This window comes from Nocardia sp. NPDC051750, assembly GCF_044453135.1.
GTDB lineage: Bacteria > Actinomycetota > Actinomycetes > Mycobacteriales > Mycobacteriaceae > Nocardia.
In genome coordinates this window covers 412,817-429,784 of the sequence record NZ_JBITCK010000006.1, presented here as the reverse complement: position 1 = coordinate 429,784, position 16,968 = coordinate 412,817, and the positions used below count along the sequence as shown (strand labels likewise).

Here is a 16,968-nt window from a genome sequence, read left to right as displayed (position 1 = left end):
GTCACAGGGCCGTATAGCCGCCGTCGACGAGGTAGCCGGCGCCGGTGACGAACGAGGCGTCCGGGGAGAGCAGGAAGGTCACCACGGCGGCGACCTCCTCGGCCGTCCCGAACCGTTTGAGCGGGTGCTTGCCCTCCAGGAACTGCCTGGCCTCGGCGGGCATCTCGGTGAGCGGGGTCGCGATAACCCCCGGCTGGACGGCATTGACGCGCAGGCCGGTGGGTCCGTATTCGACAGCCGCGGCCTTGGTCATCCCGAGGACGGCGTGCTTCGACGAGGTGTACGCCGAGCCGGGCGCGTCGGTGGCGACAGTGCCGTGTACCGACGACATGTTCACGATGGCGCACTGGTGCGGCCCGGCGGCCAGCATCGCGGGAATCTGGTACTTCATCCCGTACACCACGCCGTCGCAATTGATCGACATGAGCAGCCGCCACTTCTCGGGATCGAGCTCACCGATCGGTCCGGGACTCACGCCGATACCGGCATTGTTCACCGCGAGGTGCAGGGCGCCGTAGTTCTCCACCGCGAAGTTCACCGCGGCTTCGTGGTCGGCGAGCTTCGAGGTGTCCTGCGCGATGGCGGCGGCCGTACCGCCGGCCTCGGTGATCTCCCGGGCGGCCTGCTGTGCGGCCCCGAGATCGATATCGCCGAGGACGACCTGCGCACCCGCGGCACCCAGCCGGAGTGCGGTTGCCTTTCCGATACCGGAACCCGCACCGGTGACCAGGGCGACTTTTCCGGTGAACTCGGTCATATTTCCTCCGCGTTGTCGGCAACAGCAGGGGCGGGACGCGAGGCCGGCACCGGTCCCGGCGAGTCGGCTGTGCGGGTGTTCGAGAAGTACCCGGCGAACGGGTGGTCGCGGCCGACCGGAACCCTACCTCGGTAGCGGCGCGGAGACGGGGAGGCGCGTGGCGCGCGGTGATCCGCCGATCGGCCTCCGCGGCGATAGGGGCCGATCAGCAGGACAGCGGCCGCGGGTCAGGCGGCCGCGGCCGAGCGCAGGGTACCGAGTACGGCTGCGGGATCCTCGACATCGACGACGAGCCGGGTGTAATCGGTGCCGCGGAGTTCGATGCGGACCGCTTTGCCACCGAACAGGGTGTCCCAGAACTCTTTCCGGCCCTTACCGCGGAATGTCCCGGCCGCGATCGCACCGGGGAAGAAAACACCCGGGGTGCGGACCCAGGGCGGGCGCCGATCGATTTCGGCTGTGTCGACCGCCACGATATTCGCCAGATCGAAGGTGATCCGCTCGCACAGCGACAGCACCCGGTGTGTACCACGGACGTGCAGGGTGACGGTGGTGCCGGTGATCTCGATATCCACCATGGGTTCCTCCCGGAGGCCGAGTTCCGCTGTCTGATACCAGAGTGCCGCCGCGCCCTGTCCGTAGGCTGTGCTGCTGCTGTGAAAGTTCTCAGGTTCGCCAGTTCCCGGATCTCACAGCGTGAGCGCGTCAGGCCCGGAGGCGGTAGCGCAGCGTAACCACGCAGGGCCCGCGCTCACGCACGATCGAAACAGTGCCTCGGTGCGCGCGTGTACCCGGGATCATCGCAGGTGGCGGGGTCCGTGGACGGTAACGTCCCGGTCGCGGTGGCGCGGCGCGGGCGGTATCGGTCAGACTCGTCGATGTGTATCAGAAATCGAACGAGTGCCCGGCCCGGTGCCGGGGAACTCGGCGGACCGGATGGTGCCGGTACGCGTCGAGTCGAGGTGATAAGAGGTGACCGCACTCGCTCCGGGGGAGAACCGGCCCGCGCCGGGCGATCGTCTGACCGTCACGGTGACATGCTCGGCGCCGGTGGATGTCTCGGCGTTGCTGCTCGCCGGCAACGGCAAAGTTCGTTCGGACGGTGACTTCGTCTTCTTCAACCAGCCTGTCGGCCCCGGCGTCACCTATCGGCACGGACAGGGTGCCGGTGACGTCGTCGATGTGCAGACACCGGTGCTACCGGCCGCTATCGACAAGGTCGTGGTCACCGCCAGTCTGGACGGCAGCGGGCCGCCGACCTTCGGTGCGGTGGGGTCGTTGACGGCGACGATCACCGGGCAGCAGGGCACGCTCACCTTCCCGGTCTCCGGGTTGAGTACCGAAACCGCCGTGGTGTGTGTGGAGATCTACCGCCGCGCGGGCGCGTGGAAAGTCCGCGCGGTCGGCCAGGGGTACGACAACGGCCTCGCCGGAATCGCCACCGATTTCGGGGTGAATGTGGACGACGAACCCGTCCAACCCGCACCGGTCCCGCCCCCCGCCTCCCGCACGGATGCGACCATGGTCGCCAATCCGGTGGTGGCCCAGCAGTATCCGGCGCCGCCGAGTCCGGCACCGAATATGCCCCACGCCGCGGGGTTCCCGCCGCCGCCCCCGCCCGGTCCTGCGCCGTATCCACCCGCGCAACCCGCGCCCTATCCGTCCGGGTACCAGCCGGCACCCGGCTACCCACCCCAGCAGCACTATCCGCCCGCCGCGGCGTATCCGGCGGCGCCGATGCCGGCTGCCGCTCCCCAGCACAATCCAGCACACTTTTCTCAGCAAGGAGCTCAGCCCATGCACAGCGAGCTGTTCGACCCGCGTCATGCCGAAGTCTCTGGTATGGGCATCCAGAAACAGGGCGGCAAGATGATCAAGGTCGGGGTGAACGGCGAAACGCTGGTCCGTTCCGGATCCATGGTCGCCTACCAGGGCGATCTGCATTTCCAGGCGCTCGGCTCCGGTGGTATCGGCCGGGCCATCCAGCAGCGGCTCACCGGTGAAGGGGTGCCGCTGATGAAGGTCTCCGGCCGCGGTGATCTCTTCGTCGCCAGCGGTGCCGCCGATGTGCACATCATCGACCTGGACGGCACCGACGGGCTCACCATCAACGGCTCGAATGTGCTCGCCTTCGATCCGACCCTGGGTTACGACATCCGGATGGTGCAGGGCGCGGCCGGGTTCGCCAGTAACGCGGGATTGTTCAACTGCGTTTTCAGCGGCCGCGGCCGGATCGCCATCACCAGCCACGGAACACCGGTCGTGCTGAATGTCGATCAACCGACCTACGCCGACCCACAGGCGGCGATCGCCTGGTCGTCGAGCCTGCAGACCGGGGTGAAACGCAACGATTCCTTCGGTCTGGGCCGGCTCATGGGCCGCAGCACCGGGGAAGGTATCACCCTGTCGTTCTCCGGCCGGGGTTTCGTCATCGTGCAGCCGTCCGAACTCCCACCCGGCGGATTCCTCGGCGGAACCGGCGGCGGTCAGGAAGCGGGCCAGAGCGGCGGTCTGCTGGGCGGACTGCTCGGGTAGGCGTACCTCCGCGTTCGCTCCGGCCGTGCGCTCTGTGCGTACCTCCGCGTTCGCTCCGGCCGTGCGCTCTGTGCGTACCTCCGCATCTGCTTCGGTCGTGTGTTGTGTGCGGACCTGCGTGTTCGCTCCGGCCGTGCGCTCTGTGCGTAACTTGCGCGTCTGCTTCTGCGGTGTGCTTGGTGCGGACCTCGGCTCCGGCTGTCAGCTGTGCGTGGGCGGGGGCGTTCGCTCCGATCGTGGGCGGTGGGGCCTCGGCCCCACCGCGTCCATGGGGTCACCGTCATTGCGGTGGGTGTGTGGTATCGACAACGTATGGTGATGCGGTCTCGGTACGACGTGGTGATCGTGGGTGGCGGGCACAACGGGCTGGTGGCGGCCGCGTATCTGGCGCGTGCGGGGCAGTCGGTGCTGGTGCTCGAGCAGGCGGCCGTCCCGGGCGGTGCGGCCGTGTCGGCGCGGGTGTTCGCCGGGGTCGATATCCGCTTGTCCCGGTACTCGTACCTGGTGAGCCTGTTGCCCGACCGGATCGTGCGCGATCTCGGCCTGCGATTCCGTACCCGGCAGCGGCGGATCTCGTCCTATACGCCCACCGGTTCGACCGGGCTGCTGGTCGACAACGGGTCACCGGCGGCCACGCGGGAGAGCTTCGCCCGGGTCACCGGCTCGGATCGGGAGTTCGAGGCCTGGCAGCGGTTCTACACGATGACCGGGGAGGTCGCGCGGGCGGTGTTCCCGACCCTCACCGACCCGCTGCCCACGCGGGACGAACTGCGGCAGCGGGTCGGTGCGCGGCACTGGGCGGCGCTGTTCGAGCGGCCGCTGGGCGAGACGGTCGAAGAGTACTTCGCCGATGACCTGGTCCGCGGCGTCGTGTTCACCGATGCGCTGATCGGCACGTTCACCCACGCGCACGATCCGTCCCTGGCCCAGAACCGCTGTTTCCTCTACCACGTGATCGGCGGCGGCACCGGCGACTGGAATGTGCCGGTGGGCGGGATGGGCGCGTTGACCGACGCCCTGCTCGCCGCCGGCCGTTCCGCCGGAACGGAATTGGTGACCGATGCGGAGGTGACCGGTGTGGTCACGGACGGGAAGACAGCGCAGATCCGGTTCACCGGCGCCGCCGGGTGGGCCACCGTCGAGGCCCGGTATGTCCTGGTGAACGCGGCACCCGCCGAATCGGCACGGTTGCTGGGCGAGCCCGCGGATACGGAACCCGAAGGCGCACAACTGAAGATCAATATGGCGTTGACCCGGTTACCGCGCCTGCGCGATACCGGGACGGATCCGCGGGACGCCTTCGCCGGCACCTTTCATATCGCCGAATCCTACGAACAGCTCGAACGGGCCTACCGGGAGGCGGCCGCCGGCAGTATCCCGTCGGCGCCACCGTCGGAGATCTACTGTCACACCCTCACCGACCCCACTATCGTCGGCCCCGCAACCTCGACCGCACGGCATACACTCACCCTTTTCGGCCTGCACACACCGGCCGGGCTTTTCACGGCCGATCCGGAAGCGGCGAAACGGGCCGCGGTGGACGCCACCCTCGCCCAACTCGACGCGGTCCTGGCCGAACCCCTCCACGAGTGCCTGGCCCGGGATTCCGGCGGCGAGTTCTGCCTGGACGTGGCGACCCCGGTCGACCTCCAGCGCACGCTGCGGCTGCCCGGCGGACATATCTTCCACGGGGATCTGTCCTTTCCGTACCGCACCGAACCGGCCGAGTCACCGGCTCGGCGATGGGGTGTGGACACCGCGCACAGCAATATCTTCCGTTGCGGTGCCGGTGCGGTCCGCGGGGGCGGGGTGAGCGGTATCGGCGGGCACAATGCCGCGATGGCGGTCCTCGAGGAAACCGCTGCCCAGCGGCCGGGAAATGCGCGGTGAATTCTGGTCGGAGAATCGGCTGCGGCGCTCATCGGTGGGAGTATCCGAATACGGTGTGGCGGTAGGGTTGTCGGCTGTGGATCGGCCCGGCGGGTCGTTTCGATTCCGATATCCGGCGCCGAGGAGATGTACGTGGCACTCGAAACCGCACCGAAAGGTGAGGCCCCCGACGATAAAGCCGCGCGGGAGCAGAAGGCGATACGCGAGCTGGAGAATCGGCTGGCGGACGCCTACGCGCAGGACCGCTCGCCGGCCGAGGTGGGGGTCGCGGTGCAGTCGGCGCACAGCCGGTTCGCCGGCAGCACCGTACGAGATTTCGTTCCGATTCTGGTGGAGCGCGCGGTGCGCCGCGAGCTGGAGCCGGAGGAGGGTTTCGAGACGGCCGAAGTGATCGTGTCGGCCGGCGGTGCGCAGGCGCCGACCGAGAAGATCGCCACCGGCGCCACCGCACCCGGCCTGCCCGGCCGGGTGCGCTCGCTCGCCACCGACCGTCGCAGCCTGTTCGTGCTGGCCGGGGCCGGCATGGTGGCTGCGGGCGCGGCCGCGTGGGCGGTTACCCGGCCCGACGCCGAGCCGGTGCAGGCGGCGGCGCCCGTGTCGGGCGCCCCGCTCACCACTGTTTCCGGAGTGGTCGGGTCGGAGAAGGCGGCGTTCTTCGACGATCGACGGGTCGCGGAGATCTTCGCCGCCCACGGGTTCGACGTGCGGGTGAAAACGGCCGGGTCCCGGGAGATCTCCACGTCGATCGATCTGGACGGGCAGGCCTTCGCCTTCCCGTCCAGCCTGCCGGCGGCCGAGAAATTGAAACGCGAGGTCGGTGTCCGGACCCAGTTCACGCCCTTCTACTCGCCGATGGCGATCGCCACGTTCACTCCGATCGTGGAGTTGCTCGACGCGGCCGGTGCGGTGAAATACGACGGTCCGGCGCCGACGCTCGATTTCTCCGCCTACATCGATATGGTCCAGCGCGGTGTGCAATGGGACGAACTGGCCGGGAATACGAGCTATCCGGTCGCGAAGAACATTCTGGTCAGCACGACCGACGCCCGGACCTCGAATTCGGCGGCCATGTATCTGGCGGTGGCCAGCTATGTGGTGAACGATCACGCCGTGGTGCGGGGCGCGACGGCGGAACAGCATGTCCTGCCCACCCTGCAGCGACTGTTCCTGGCGCAGGGCTACACGGAAGGTTCCAGCGCGGGGCCGTTCGAGGAATACCTCACAGCCGGTATGGGCGCGACGCCGATGACCTGGATCTACGAGGCCCAGTACGTCTCCGCGGCCGTGGCGGGCCGGTTGCGGCCGGAGATGGTTCTGCTCTACCCGTCGCCGACGGTGCTGTCCCGCCACACCGTGGTACCGCTGACCCCCGAGGGTGAGCAGGTGGGGGCGCTACTGCACAACGATCCCGATCTGCAGGCGCTGGCCGCTGAACACGGTTTCCGGACCGGCGATGCCGCCCGGTTCGACGAGGTGGTCACCGAGCACGATGTGCCGGTCACGGCCGATCTCGTCGATGTGGTCGACGTCCCGGCCTTCGAAACTCTGGAACATCTGCTCGACGGGGTCGCGGGCGCCTACTGACCGGACCGACGGGTGGGCGGAACCGGCCGGTTCCGCCCACCGCGGGGTTCAGAGCTGGGTGGCGACCTCGTTGGCGATGAGCGCCAGGTGCTCGAGGTCGCTGAGGTCCAGTATCTGCAGGTAGATACGCTCGGTGCCGATCTCGCGATACCGGCCGATCTTGTCCGCGACCTCTGCCGGGGACCCGGCCAGCCCGTTGGTGCGCAGTTCGTCCACCTCGCGGCCGATGGCGGCGGCCCGGCGGGCGATTTCTTCCTCGCTGGTGCCCACGCAGGCGACGAGCGCGTTGGAATACACCATGCTGTCCGCGGCCCGCCCGTTCGCGGCGACCGCCGCGCGCACCCGGTCGAACTGGGCGGCGCTCTCGTCGGCCGAGAGGAACGGAATATTGAACTCGCTCGCGTACTGTGCCGCGATCCGGGGTGTGCGCGTGGGCCCCTGGCCGCCGACGATGACCGGAACGGGCTGCTGCACCGGTTTCGGCAGTGCCGGGGAACGGACGAGTTCGTAGTACTTGCCGGTGAAATCGAAGGTCTCACCGAGTGCTGTTTCCCAGAGCCCCGTGATCACGGCGAGTTGTTCTTCGAATCGATCGAACTTGTTGTCCGGGAAGGGAATACCGTAGGCCGAATGCTCCTCGGCGAACCATCCGGTGCCGAGGCCGAGCTCCACACGGCCGCCCGACATCTGATCGACCTGCGCGACCTGGATCGCCAGCGGCCCCGGTAGCCGGAAGGTCGCCGCGGTGACCAGCGTGCCGAGCCGGAGCCGGCTGGTCTCGCGGGCCAGGCCGGCCAGGGTGATCCACGCATCGGTCGGGCCGGGCAGGCCGTCTACCGATCCCATGTGCAGGTAGTGGTCGGAACGGAAGAAACCGTCGAAGCCGAGTTCCTCGGCGGTCCGGGCCACCCGCAGGAGTGTCGTGTAATCCGCGCCCTGCTGCGGTTCGGTGAAGATACGCAGTTCCATACGCCTATCGTGCCGCACGGCGTGGCGGCGGCCGTACCGGGTGGCCCTCCACCCCGGTACGGCCCGGAATCAGGCGATCCGGGCGGCGGGGCCGGTCATCGTCGTCGGTGAAACCTGGTCGGACCAGCCGCACGGGAGTGCGCAGCTGGCGATGACCAGCCTTTCGATTTCGCCGTTGTCGTAGATGCGCCGGTAGGACTCGGCGCGCGCCGGATAGCCGCAGGACTTGCATTTGCCGAAGTAGTTCAGGATCTCGTCGGTGTGGTTGCGGACCACCCGGCGCCGGGTTTCGTACATGGTGTTCCTCGGGTGTCTCCAGTGAGTGGTACGGCGCCGAATGTAATTCGCGCACAGCGGGTGTGCGGGCGAAGTGAGCGGTGGCTGGGACCTCTCACACCGTGGCTGCCGACAGCTTTGGGCAACCTCCAACAGCGAGGTCGGCGGGTTTTCCGGGCGAAGGGTGAATATCCGGCAATTGGCTTCGTGACCTGTCACAGAGCACTTCGGGAACGGGTGCTACTCGCTGGTAATAACCGTGGCGCGCAGCTATTGTGAGCGATGTTACAGATGGGTTTCCCCGCCGACCCAGTTGTCCGTTGCGGGCCGACGAGAAGTTGTGCGAGTTGGTTACCGACGTCATCGATGTGGTCGCGGATCTGCCCGCGGCACGCGCCGCGGTCTGGGATCTGCTGCTGGACCCGCAGACCTATCCGCGCGTGTTCACCGGGATCGGCGCCTGCTCCAGGCTCGATGTACCGGGTGAACAGCCGGTCTTCGAGTTCCGGATCGGCACGCCGGCCGCCGGTATCCGAATCCTGCGGGTCCGGGTGGTCGCTGGCCGCTGGTACGAGAGCGTGGAGTTGCACGCCCCGGAAATCGGCAGCTTCGCCGCCCTGCGCTTGACCGGGGAGGGCGACCGCAGCCGGGTCGCGATCACCTTCTTCACACCGGCCCGGGTGCACCGGCACGTGGCCGATCTGTCGAATTCCGCCATCCAGGATTGGGCGGCCAAAGGTCTGCGCCGGATGGCCGATATCGTGCGCGGCGCCCGCACCTCGGTGGTGTCCAACGGGGAGGCGTCGCCCGTGCGGCACAGCCTCGGGGTGATGCGGCAGGTCACGGCCAGCGGCGTGGTCCGCACCCGGGCGCAGGTGGCGGTCAAACAGTTGCTGTCGCTGAACAAATGGGGTTTCAACTTGGCCGGTGGTTACGCCGCGGGCGCCGCGTATTCGCCCGATCGGATCTCGGTGATCGACGACCAGGGCTACCGCACGTTCGCCGAGATGGATCGGCGCACCACGGCGCTGGCCGGTGCGATGGCAGTGGCGGGCTTCGGTGCCGGCGACGCCATCGGCCTACTGTCGCGCAATCACGCCGGAATGGTCGAAACCATGGTGGCGGCCGGAAAACTCGGTGTCGACGTGGCCCTGCTCAATGCCGGTCTGGCGGCGCGCACCATCGAGCAGATCGTGCAGCGGCACCGGCTTTCGGCGCTGTTCGTGGACGGTGACCTGGAAGAGCTGGTGCAGTATCTGCACGACGATCTGCCCCGCTTCAACACCGATCTGCGACCGCCGACCCCGGACCGCTACACCGTGGACGATCTGATCGAGATGGGGGAGAAGGATTTCCGGATCCCCGCCCACCCCGGGCGGCTGATCGTTCTCACCTCGGGCACCAGCGGGGTGCCTAAAGGTGCGCGTCGCCCGCACCCCAAGGGATTCGGCGCCATCGCCGCCCTGCTGTCGCGGATTCCGCTGGAGATGGAATCGGCGATGCTCATCCCCGCCCCGCTCTTCCACACCTGGGGCCTGGCGGGTCTGCAACTGAGTACGGCGCTGCGTTCCACGGTGATCCTGCCGGAGCGATTCGATGCCGAGGACTGCCTGCGGCTGGTCGCCGAACACGGGGTGGCCACCATGATCGTGGTGCCGACCATGGTCAACCGCATCCTCGACCTGGAACCCGCGGTCCGGGCCCGGTACGACACCTCGAGTCTGCGGCACGTCATCAGTTGCGGGGCGCCGCTGGCCGGGGCCACCGTCCTGCGGTTCCTGGACACCTACGGCGATATCCTCTACAACGTCTACGGATCGACCGAGGTGTCCTGGGCGACCATTGCCACGCCGCAGGATCTGCGTTTCGCTCCCACCACCGCCGGGCGGCCGCCGCTCGGCACCCGGGTGGCGGTGCTGGGACCGGACCACAAACCGGTCCCGATCGGCGCCACCGGGCATATCTTCGTCAGCAATCACATGTTGTTCGACGGCTACGTGAACGCCGCGCCCCCGGACGAGGCGCAAGGCATGCTCGATACCGGGGATGTCGGGTATTTCGATGTCAACGGAAGGCTTTTCATCGCCGGCCGGGACGACGAGATGATCATCTCCGGTGGCGAGAACGTTTTCCCGCGGCCGGTGGAGGAAGCCCTCGCCCATCTGCCGCAGGTGAGCGAGGTCGCCGTGGTGGGTGTACCGGACCCGGAATTCGGCCAGCGGCTGGCCGCGTTCGTGGTGAAACACGAAGGGTCCGGGCTGGATCCCGAGATGGTGCGCACCTATATCCGGCACCGCCTCAGCCGGTTCTCGGTGCCCCGGGATGTGACCTTCCTGCCGGCTCTGCCGCGCGGGGAGACCGGGAAGATCTTGAAATGGCTGCTGGCGGGCGGGCACAACGGGGGTCTCCCACCGTCGGGTATGGGCGGGCTGGGGATCAGCGGCTCGGCGTGACCCCGGCCGGGCCCGCGCCTCGGCACGCGCTCGTCCGCGAGTGAATGCCCGTGTGATGCTGATACATCCGATGTTTGCGGTGACATGGTGTTATCCATGGTTGCCGGATCGGTGGGGCGGGCCCCGGCACCGCCGCACTTTTGCCTAACAGGTGCGGGGCCCACGGGCCGCCCGGCGGGCCCGGGTAGATTCAGCATCCGCAGAGGTAATCGGTCAGGGAGAGGCATCCTCCGTGGTAGTAGTTTCCGTGCTCGCAGGGCTGGCCGTGGCGGTGGTGCTCGCCGGGCTGCACTGGTACCTGTGGCGACGGCTGGTTCGCGACACCACGCCAGAGGGTTCGAGCCTGCGGCCGATCGGCGCCGGGGTGTTCGCGCTCGGCGCGGTGCTGATGGCCGGTGCGTTCGGCGCGGTGCTCGGCGGCGCGTCCTGGGATGTGTGGCGCTGGCTGACCTGGCCCGGCTTCCTGTGGGCGGCGCTGTTCGTCTATCTGCTGATCGGAGTGCTGGCCGGGGAGATCGTCCGGCCGCTGCTGTTGCGTGCACTCGTGCGCCGTGATGCCGGGACAGCCGCCCCGGCTCCGGCTCCCGCGGACTCCTCGGGTGCGCCGGGAATCGCCCCGGCACCGGTCGGGGCGGCGGTCGGTGACGGCGCGGGTAGCGACGGCTCCGGGGTGCCCCCGGCGATCTCGTCCGGCCTCCCGGCCGCCGGGGCGGCGTCCATCCCGGCGGATCCGGGCAGCGAACCGCTGTCGCGGCGACTGCTCATCTCCCGCCTCGCGGCCGGGGCGACGGTTGTCGCGGCGGGCGCGGTCGTGGCCACCGGTACCTACGGCGTACTCGACGGGCCGGCGGTGCGCCGCGTCACGGTGCCGCTGGCCAAACTGCCGGCTCAGGCCCATGGGCTCCGGATCGCGCTGGTCAGCGATCTGCATCTGGGACCCGCCCTCGGCCGTGGATTCTGCGAGCGGGTGGTCCGCACGGTGAACGAGACCCGCCCCGATCTGATCGCCGTCGTGGGCGATCTCACCGACGGCAGCGTCGCGGATCTGCGTGCGGAAACCGAGCCGCTGGCCGGTTTGAGTGCCCGGCTGGGCACCTTCTTCGTCCCGGGCAACCACGAGTACTACTCCGATGCCGACGCGTGGCTCGCCCGGGTCGGCGAACTGGGTATGCAGGTGCTGCTCAACGATCGGGTGAGCCTGCCGGACTTCGATCTTGCCGGGGTCGACGATCCCGCGGGGCGCGAGATCGGCCGCGGACCCGATTTCGCGGCGGCGATGACCGGTCGCGATACCGCACGGACCTGTGTGTTGCTGGCACACCAGCCGGTGGTGGTGGACGAGTCGGTGCAGTACGGGGTCGATCTGCAACTGTCCGGCCATACTCATGGCGGACAGCTGTGGCCCGGTAATCTGCTGGCGCGCCTGGCGAATCCGACGGTCGCGGGCTTGGAACTGTACGGGGCGACGGCCCTCTACGTCACCCGCGGCGCGGGGGCGTGGGGTCCGCCCGTGCGGGTCGCGGCACCGTCGGATATCACGGTGCTCGAGCTGGCTTCGCTCCAGGGACTGTGATCCGGCGCCGCGGTTCGTCTCAGGGCCCGGTGAGCAATGCTCGGAGGCGTTCGATCCGCGGAATCTGAACCGGGGTGAACTCGGGCGGATGGTGGACTTCGATGCTGAGCCGGTTGTCGTAGGTGGTGATGATGCTGGTTCCGCCTCCGGGCTGCGGAGGGCGGCGTCCGGTCGGGTCCGGTTTGGCGATCATGGTGGTACGGAAATCGTCGATCCGGACCCTGGGTCCGGACAAGCCGGGTAATCGGCCCCAGTTCGTGGTCATCACCGTCTCGAACGGGTTGGCCGGGGGCGCGGCCAGGGTGTCGGGCAGTTGCAGCGGTGTCTGCTGGACGTAGCCGGTGGTGAGCCCGGCCCGCAAGGTGTGGAAGACCCCGTGGGCCAGCTCCGCGGGCGTGGTACCGGTGTCCGGGCCGGGCCGGTAGCCCGCGAAACCCAGCACATTCGTGCCTTCGGTCGGGCCGATGGGCGGGCGGACGCGGCGGCGCAGGTCCACCGAATACGAACAGTGCAGATCGGTCACCGGGAGCTGCCGTGCCTCGGATTCGGTGAGCAGCAGTGCCGCCGCCACCAGGCTGTGCACGGTCACGCCCGCGCGGTGCCCGCGCGCCACGAGCGCCCCGGTGTGCTCCCGGCTCAACCGGCACCGGGTGGTGATCAGCGGCGGGTACGCGTTGTCGTTGGGGTCGAGCGCGTCGGCCGGGGGGAGCGGGGGCTCGCTGCGCGGTGGCCCGGCTCGGCCGGGGACGGGCCGGCGGGTGATGCCCCGGGCGGTCAGCAGATCTTCGACCGGCAGCGGCTGCCGGGCCGGGGGCAGGGCGGGTGCCCGGCCCGTGGTCGCGGTCGCATAGCAGTGCCACAACCGCTCGACGAGGTGCAGTGCGTGGGTCGCGTCGGCGATACTGTGATGGACGAGCAGGGTGACGCTCGCGGTGGATCCGGCACGGACCACATGCACACTGCCGAGGGCGCGCCGCTGGTCCGGTTCGGCACCGGTGAGCAGCAGTTCCGGATCGCCATCGGCCACGGTGAGTACCGTCTCGGGAGAACCGCCGGTGACCAGCGTATGCCCGTACGGTTCGGTCGGTACGAGCTGGGCGCCGAGCATCGGATGGGCGGTGACCAGGGCCTCGAACGCTGCGGCCAGCGCGGTGGTGTCGAGTGTGCCGGTCACTCGCGCGCAGTATCCGACGAATACCTCGCTGAAGGCGAAGATCTGCTCGCTGGGGGCCAGCGGACGGATGACGGTAGCCGCGGTCATGGTGGTGCCTTTGTCCGGATGATTGTGTGAGATTAACCCAATAACACGTACTTGCCCCATATTTCGGCGAGGCCGAGACGGATGCTACACAGCAGGTCCGACAGGGCTGGTACGTTTGCTTAGGTAAACCTAATTAAGTGAGGAGGCCGAATGGCCAGGAAGCGCACGACCATGACGGTCGCCCGGACCGAGTGGCTCAGCTCGCATATTGTCCGGGTATATCTCGGCGACCCCGGATTCGGCGATTTCGATCCGAACGAACACACCGACGCCTATGTGAAGCTGCTGTTCGATCGTCCCGACGGTGAGGTCATGCGCACCTACACGGTGCGGTCGGTGGATACCGCGGCCCGGGAGATCGCCATCGATTTCGTGGTGCACGGTGACGAGGGGATTGCCGGCCCCTGGGCCGCCACGGTCCGGCCGGGTGAGCAGATCACGTTCTTCGGGCCGAGCGGTGCGTACGCGCCGCGCCCGGATGCCGACTGGCATCTGCTGGCCGGTGACGAGGCGGCGCTGCCCGCGATCTCCGCCGCGGTGGAGGCCCTGCCCGAAGGCGCGCCCGCGAAGGTGTTCATCGAGGTCGCCGACAGCTCGGACGAGATCGCGCTCACCTCGAAGGCGCTGGTGGACGTCACCTGGGTGCATCGCGGTGGTGCCGCGCACGAGGTCGGTGACGACCGTGCCGGGGACAATGCCCCGCTCATCGGTGCGGTCCGGGCGGCGCCCTGGCTGCCCGGCCAGGCGCAGGTGTTCATCCACGGCGAAGCGCAGGCGGTGATGCACAATCTGCGGTCCTATATCCGCCGCGAACGCGGTGTCACGGCGGAATTCGCCTCGATCTCCGGGTATTGGCGCCGGGGACGCACGGAGGAGGGCTTCCGCGTCTGGAAGAAGGAACTGGCCGAGGCGGAAAGCGCCGGATAGCCACGGGCCGACGCGGGTTCAGCCCGCCGAGCAGGTTCCGCCGCCGGGTACCGGGAGGCAGATTCCGGCAGTGGCGGAGAGCAGCAGGCCCGCGCCGGCCACCAGCGCGCCGAGAGCAACGGCGAGGAATACCGCCACCCAGAGCAGCCCCGGAAGCTTGGTCAACCGCGCCAGCTGGTCGGCATCGGTGGTGCCGTCGCGCATCCGGGAACGGGTGCGCTGCAGCTCCAGGACCGGGCGGCTCCCGGCGAGCAGCAGCAGCCAGGTCGCCAGGTAGGCGAAGCCGGCCTGCAGGGCGTCCGAACCGAACCAGGAAACCACGAAAACCAATGCGCCGGTGGTTATTACCGAAACAACGCCGTACACGTTACGGATCATCACCAGCATCACGGCCAGCGCGGCGATCGTGATCCACAGCATCAGCGTGATCCGCCCGGCGCCGAGCAGGGCCGCGAAACCGAGACCCACCAGCGGCGGCGCGGGATATCCGGCGAGAGCGGTCAGGATCATCCCGAATCCGTAGGGCTTCCCGCGGGACACGGTGAGACCGGACGTATCCGAGTGCAGGGTGATCGCCGTGAGCTGTCGTCCGCTCAGCAGTGCCACCAGGGCGTGTCCGCCCTCGTGCGCGATGGTGACCACATTGCGGGTCACCCGCCACAGCGGTCCGTATCCGACGAGGACGAGCGCCGCGACCGCGGTCGCCAGTACCAACCAGGACGGCGGCGCCGCCTGGGTCGTCGTGAGCCGCTCCGCGATGGAGCTGCTGCGGTCTATCAGATCACCGGTATCCACCGCCGCACCCTAACCGGGGACCGCTCGGCAGCGCGCGCCGTACCGTCCGATACCCCGCCCGGAACGGATGGGTGGGCCGAGACACGAAACCCAAGTATGTGTTGATGGGACGTCTCACTATTTTTGGCTGGGACGGTTCCGAGCTGGACCGAAGTCCGTGCGTTGAGTCGCCCACGGTGGACCGGGAAACTATACGTTTGTCCATATCGGAAATCGGTCACTGGCGGAGGGAGCACGGATGTGCACGAGTGGGCAGTACGACCCAGAACCCCCGGAGGACTCCGCCGACCTGTTCGAGGTGCCGGATCTGGCCGAATTGCTCCGGATCTGGTCGATACGCACCGTCGAAACGCCGAGCACCCAGCGGCCGGCGGCGGATTTCGGGACGGCCCTCCGGGTAGGGCTCGGCCTGGCGCTGGCACTGCTGGACGATTCCGATCCGTCGGGGCAGCAGGTGCTGGCCCGGCTCGAGGTGGCGGCCGCGCGCTGGGCCCGCGAGGACGTTCCACTCGAGGTTATCCAGCACGCGTTGCACGAAGGTGTGAAAAGTGGTTTGGGACTGGGTAATTCACGTCTTCTACGGAGTGAGGATCCGGGGGCGGACGGCGTGGACGGCTCGTTCGTGGTGGATGTGCTCGACACTTTGACCGCCGCGGTCTCCCGCGCGTACGTGGCGCAGGTGCGCAGCGCGCAGGAGCCGGGCCGGTGATCACCGCGTCCGGTAACTGCGCGCGACCAGCGCGGACCGCAGATACCACAGTCCCGACGGCTGGGTCGGGTCGAAGCCGGTGAGCTGGGCCACCCGCTTGAGCCGGTAATCGATGGTGTTGGTGTGGATATGCATGAGCCGGGCGGTGCGCTGGCGGTTGAGATTGTTGGAGATGTGGCGCTGCAGCGTTTCCAGCAGTTCCGGATGATCGTCGAGGGGGTCCAGCAACGAACCGAGGTATTCGCGGCCCGGTCCGGGGCGGGTCAGCTGGTATTCCAGCGCCATATCGTCGAACCGGTACAGCCCGGGCACACAGTCCAGCCGCTGCACCATATCCAGCAGTTCGTGCGCCTGGTCGGCCGCCGAAGGTACTTCCGCGGTAGGCGATTCCACCATGGCGGCACTGACCGGAACCTGGGCCGCCCGCGACAGCCGGGGCAGGAGTTCGTCGAGTTTCTCCGGGTCGAGGACATCGACCGGCAGCAGCACGGTGCCGCCGTCCACGCTCAGCAGCGACAGCGCCGCATCGCTGCAGCGGGTCGCCAGCTCCGCCTGCACGCGCCGCAATTTGCGCCTGGCCACCACTTTGCCGTCGAGCGCGGGCACGGATTCGTCCGGGTGCGCCGGAATGGCCACGGCCAGAACGATATAGGCGGGCGCGATCTCGATACCGCATTCCCGGGCCATGGTCGAGGTGCTGTGCCCGCCCAGCAGGGCCGAGGTGAGCGTATGCACCGCCGTATGGTGTTCGCTCACCACCGAACGCAGTTCCCGGACATAGGCCATGGAGATACAGACCGTCATCTTGTCGAGCATCTCGACCACGAGTTTGGCGCCGTCGACCAGCGCCGAATAGTCGGTGACCGTCGCATTCGACACCACCAGGTCCAAGCCGAGCCGGAAACCTTCGTGGACCGCGTGGTGAATGGTGTCGATCGGCACGCCCTCACGCGCCCAGCCGGCGGCGGCGTTCTCGAGTCTTCGGGTCTTCTCCGGGATGTCCTGGCCGTCGAGCATGCTGACCGCGAGTTCGAGGCAGGTGCGGGTGATGGTGGTGACATCGCCGTAGATGGCGTCGCCGGGCAGGGTGCCGCACGGGACCACGTTCTCGACGAAATGACCGACCATCCGCCGGGACAATTTGCGCACATCCTGCAGCGGTGCCGACATCGGTTGCCCGGATAGCGTCAGCTTGGTTCTGGTCGCGTCGACGGTCATGCTGACTCCTTCTACCCCCGG

The 16,968-nt window shown here is 68.5% G+C and carries 14 protein-coding genes; 7 read left to right on the top strand and 7 right to left on the bottom strand.

The genetic code is table 11. The annotated features are described in order from the left end of the window. Position 1: 1 nt before the first annotated feature. Together ACIA75_RS26795 and ACIA75_RS26790 are read right to left on the bottom strand one after the other, a co-directional pair. Positions 2-757, bottom strand: coding sequence for an SDR family NAD(P)-dependent oxidoreductase (locus ACIA75_RS26795; protein WP_397108666.1), 756 nt, complete (start codon positions 755-757; stop codon positions 2-4). A gap of 227 nt (positions 758-984) precedes the next feature. Then, positions 985-1,335, bottom strand: a complete 351-nt coding sequence (locus ACIA75_RS26790) for a hypothetical protein (RefSeq protein WP_397108664.1) — start codon at positions 1,333-1,335, stop codon at positions 985-987. A gap of 394 nt (positions 1,336-1,729) precedes the next feature. Between ACIA75_RS26790 and ACIA75_RS26785 the strand changes: the two genes are divergently transcribed. From ACIA75_RS26785 to ACIA75_RS26775, 3 genes are all read left to right on the top strand, one after another. Further along, positions 1,730-3,292 (top strand): AIM24 family protein, encoded by a 1,563-nt coding sequence (locus ACIA75_RS26785; protein ID WP_397108662.1) that lies wholly within the window; start codon positions 1,730-1,732, stop codon positions 3,290-3,292. Between the two features lie 312 nt (positions 3,293-3,604). After that, complete coding sequence (locus ACIA75_RS26780) at positions 3,605-5,182, top strand: phytoene desaturase family protein (RefSeq protein ID WP_397108660.1); 1,578 nt, start codon at positions 3,605-3,607, stop codon at positions 5,180-5,182. Positions 5,183-5,314: 132 nt separating this feature from the next. Further along, on the top strand, positions 5,315-6,766 hold the full coding sequence (locus ACIA75_RS26775; RefSeq protein ID WP_397108658.1) for a three-helix bundle dimerization domain-containing protein: 1,452 nt from the start codon (positions 5,315-5,317) through the stop codon (positions 6,764-6,766). A gap of 48 nt (positions 6,767-6,814) precedes the next feature. Here the strand turns inward: ACIA75_RS26775 and ACIA75_RS26770 are convergent, their stop codons facing one another. Next, positions 6,815-7,735 (bottom strand): LLM class F420-dependent oxidoreductase, encoded by a 921-nt coding sequence (locus ACIA75_RS26770; RefSeq protein ID WP_397108656.1) that lies wholly within the window; start codon positions 7,733-7,735, stop codon positions 6,815-6,817. A gap of 69 nt (positions 7,736-7,804) precedes the next feature. Beyond that, on the bottom strand, positions 7,805-8,032 hold the full coding sequence (locus ACIA75_RS26765; RefSeq protein WP_397108654.1) for a hypothetical protein: 228 nt from the start codon (positions 8,030-8,032) through the stop codon (positions 7,805-7,807). A gap of 326 nt (positions 8,033-8,358) precedes the next feature. On the opposite strand from ACIA75_RS26765, the gene ACIA75_RS26760 reads away from it, so the two are divergent. Next, the gene (locus ACIA75_RS26760; RefSeq protein ID WP_397108652.1) at positions 8,359-10,464 is read left to right on the top strand and encodes an AMP-binding protein; all 2,106 of its coding nucleotides are present in this window, start codon (positions 8,359-8,361) and stop codon (positions 10,462-10,464) included. 232 nt (positions 10,465-10,696) lie between these two features. Further along, positions 10,697-12,037, top strand: coding sequence for a metallophosphoesterase (locus ACIA75_RS26755; protein WP_397108650.1), 1,341 nt, complete (start codon positions 10,697-10,699; stop codon positions 12,035-12,037). 19 nt (positions 12,038-12,056) lie between these two features. Here ACIA75_RS26755 and ACIA75_RS26750 read toward each other — a convergent pair whose 3' ends face one another. Beyond that, on the bottom strand, positions 12,057-13,298 hold the full coding sequence (locus tag ACIA75_RS26750; protein WP_397108648.1) for a hypothetical protein: 1,242 nt from the start codon (positions 13,296-13,298) through the stop codon (positions 12,057-12,059). A gap of 150 nt (positions 13,299-13,448) precedes the next feature. Here ACIA75_RS26750 and ACIA75_RS26745 point away from each other — a divergent pair, with 150 nt between their 5' ends. Further along, positions 13,449-14,225 (top strand): siderophore-interacting protein, encoded by a 777-nt coding sequence (locus ACIA75_RS26745; RefSeq protein WP_397108646.1) that lies wholly within the window; start codon positions 13,449-13,451, stop codon positions 14,223-14,225. Positions 14,226-14,243: 18 nt separating this feature from the next. On the opposite strand, the gene ACIA75_RS26740 is transcribed toward ACIA75_RS26745, so the two are convergent. Continuing rightward, on the bottom strand, positions 14,244-15,020 hold the full coding sequence (locus ACIA75_RS26740; protein ID WP_397108644.1) for a M50 family metallopeptidase: 777 nt from the start codon (positions 15,018-15,020) through the stop codon (positions 14,244-14,246). Between the two features lie 238 nt (positions 15,021-15,258). On the opposite strand from ACIA75_RS26740, the gene ACIA75_RS26735 reads away from it, so the two are divergent. Continuing rightward, positions 15,259-15,729 carry a hypothetical protein gene (locus tag ACIA75_RS26735; protein WP_397108642.1) on the top strand — a complete coding sequence of 157 codons (471 nt, stop codon included), beginning with the start codon at positions 15,259-15,261 and terminating at the stop codon, positions 15,727-15,729. Here ACIA75_RS26735 and ACIA75_RS26730 read toward each other — a convergent pair whose 3' ends face one another. Continuing rightward, entirely contained in the window at positions 15,730-16,947 is a 1,218-nt protein-coding gene (locus tag ACIA75_RS26730) for a PucR family transcriptional regulator (protein ID WP_397108640.1), read from the bottom strand. Positions 16,948-16,968: the final 21 nt, after the last annotated feature.

Bases quoted from the DNA above. Each gene is read 5' to 3' on its own strand.
- ACIA75_RS26780 (WP_397108660.1), top strand. From the start codon at position 3,605: ATGGTGATGCGGTCTCGGTACGACGTGGTGATCGTGGGTGGCGGGCAC.
- ACIA75_RS26730 (WP_397108640.1), bottom strand. From the start codon at position 16,947: ATGACCGTCGACGCGACCAGAACCAAGCTGACGCTATCCGGGCAACCG.
- ACIA75_RS26770 (WP_397108656.1), bottom strand. From the start codon at position 7,735: ATGGAACTGCGTATCTTCACCGAACCGCAGCAGGGCGCGGATTACACG.
- ACIA75_RS26790 (WP_397108664.1), bottom strand. From the start codon at position 1,335: ATGGTGGATATCGAGATCACCGGCACCACCGTCACCCTGCACGTCCGT.
- ACIA75_RS26795 (WP_397108666.1), bottom strand. From the start codon at position 757: ATGACCGAGTTCACCGGAAAAGTCGCCCTGGTCACCGGTGCGGGTTCC.
- ACIA75_RS26750 (WP_397108648.1), bottom strand. From the start codon at position 13,298: ATGACCGCGGCTACCGTCATCCGTCCGCTGGCCCCCAGCGAGCAGATC.
- ACIA75_RS26765 (WP_397108654.1), bottom strand. From the start codon at position 8,032: ATGTACGAAACCCGGCGCCGGGTGGTCCGCAACCACACCGACGAGATC.
- ACIA75_RS26735 (WP_397108642.1), top strand. From the start codon at position 15,259: ATGTGCACGAGTGGGCAGTACGACCCAGAACCCCCGGAGGACTCCGCC.
- ACIA75_RS26745 (WP_397108646.1), top strand. From the start codon at position 13,449: ATGGCCAGGAAGCGCACGACCATGACGGTCGCCCGGACCGAGTGGCTC.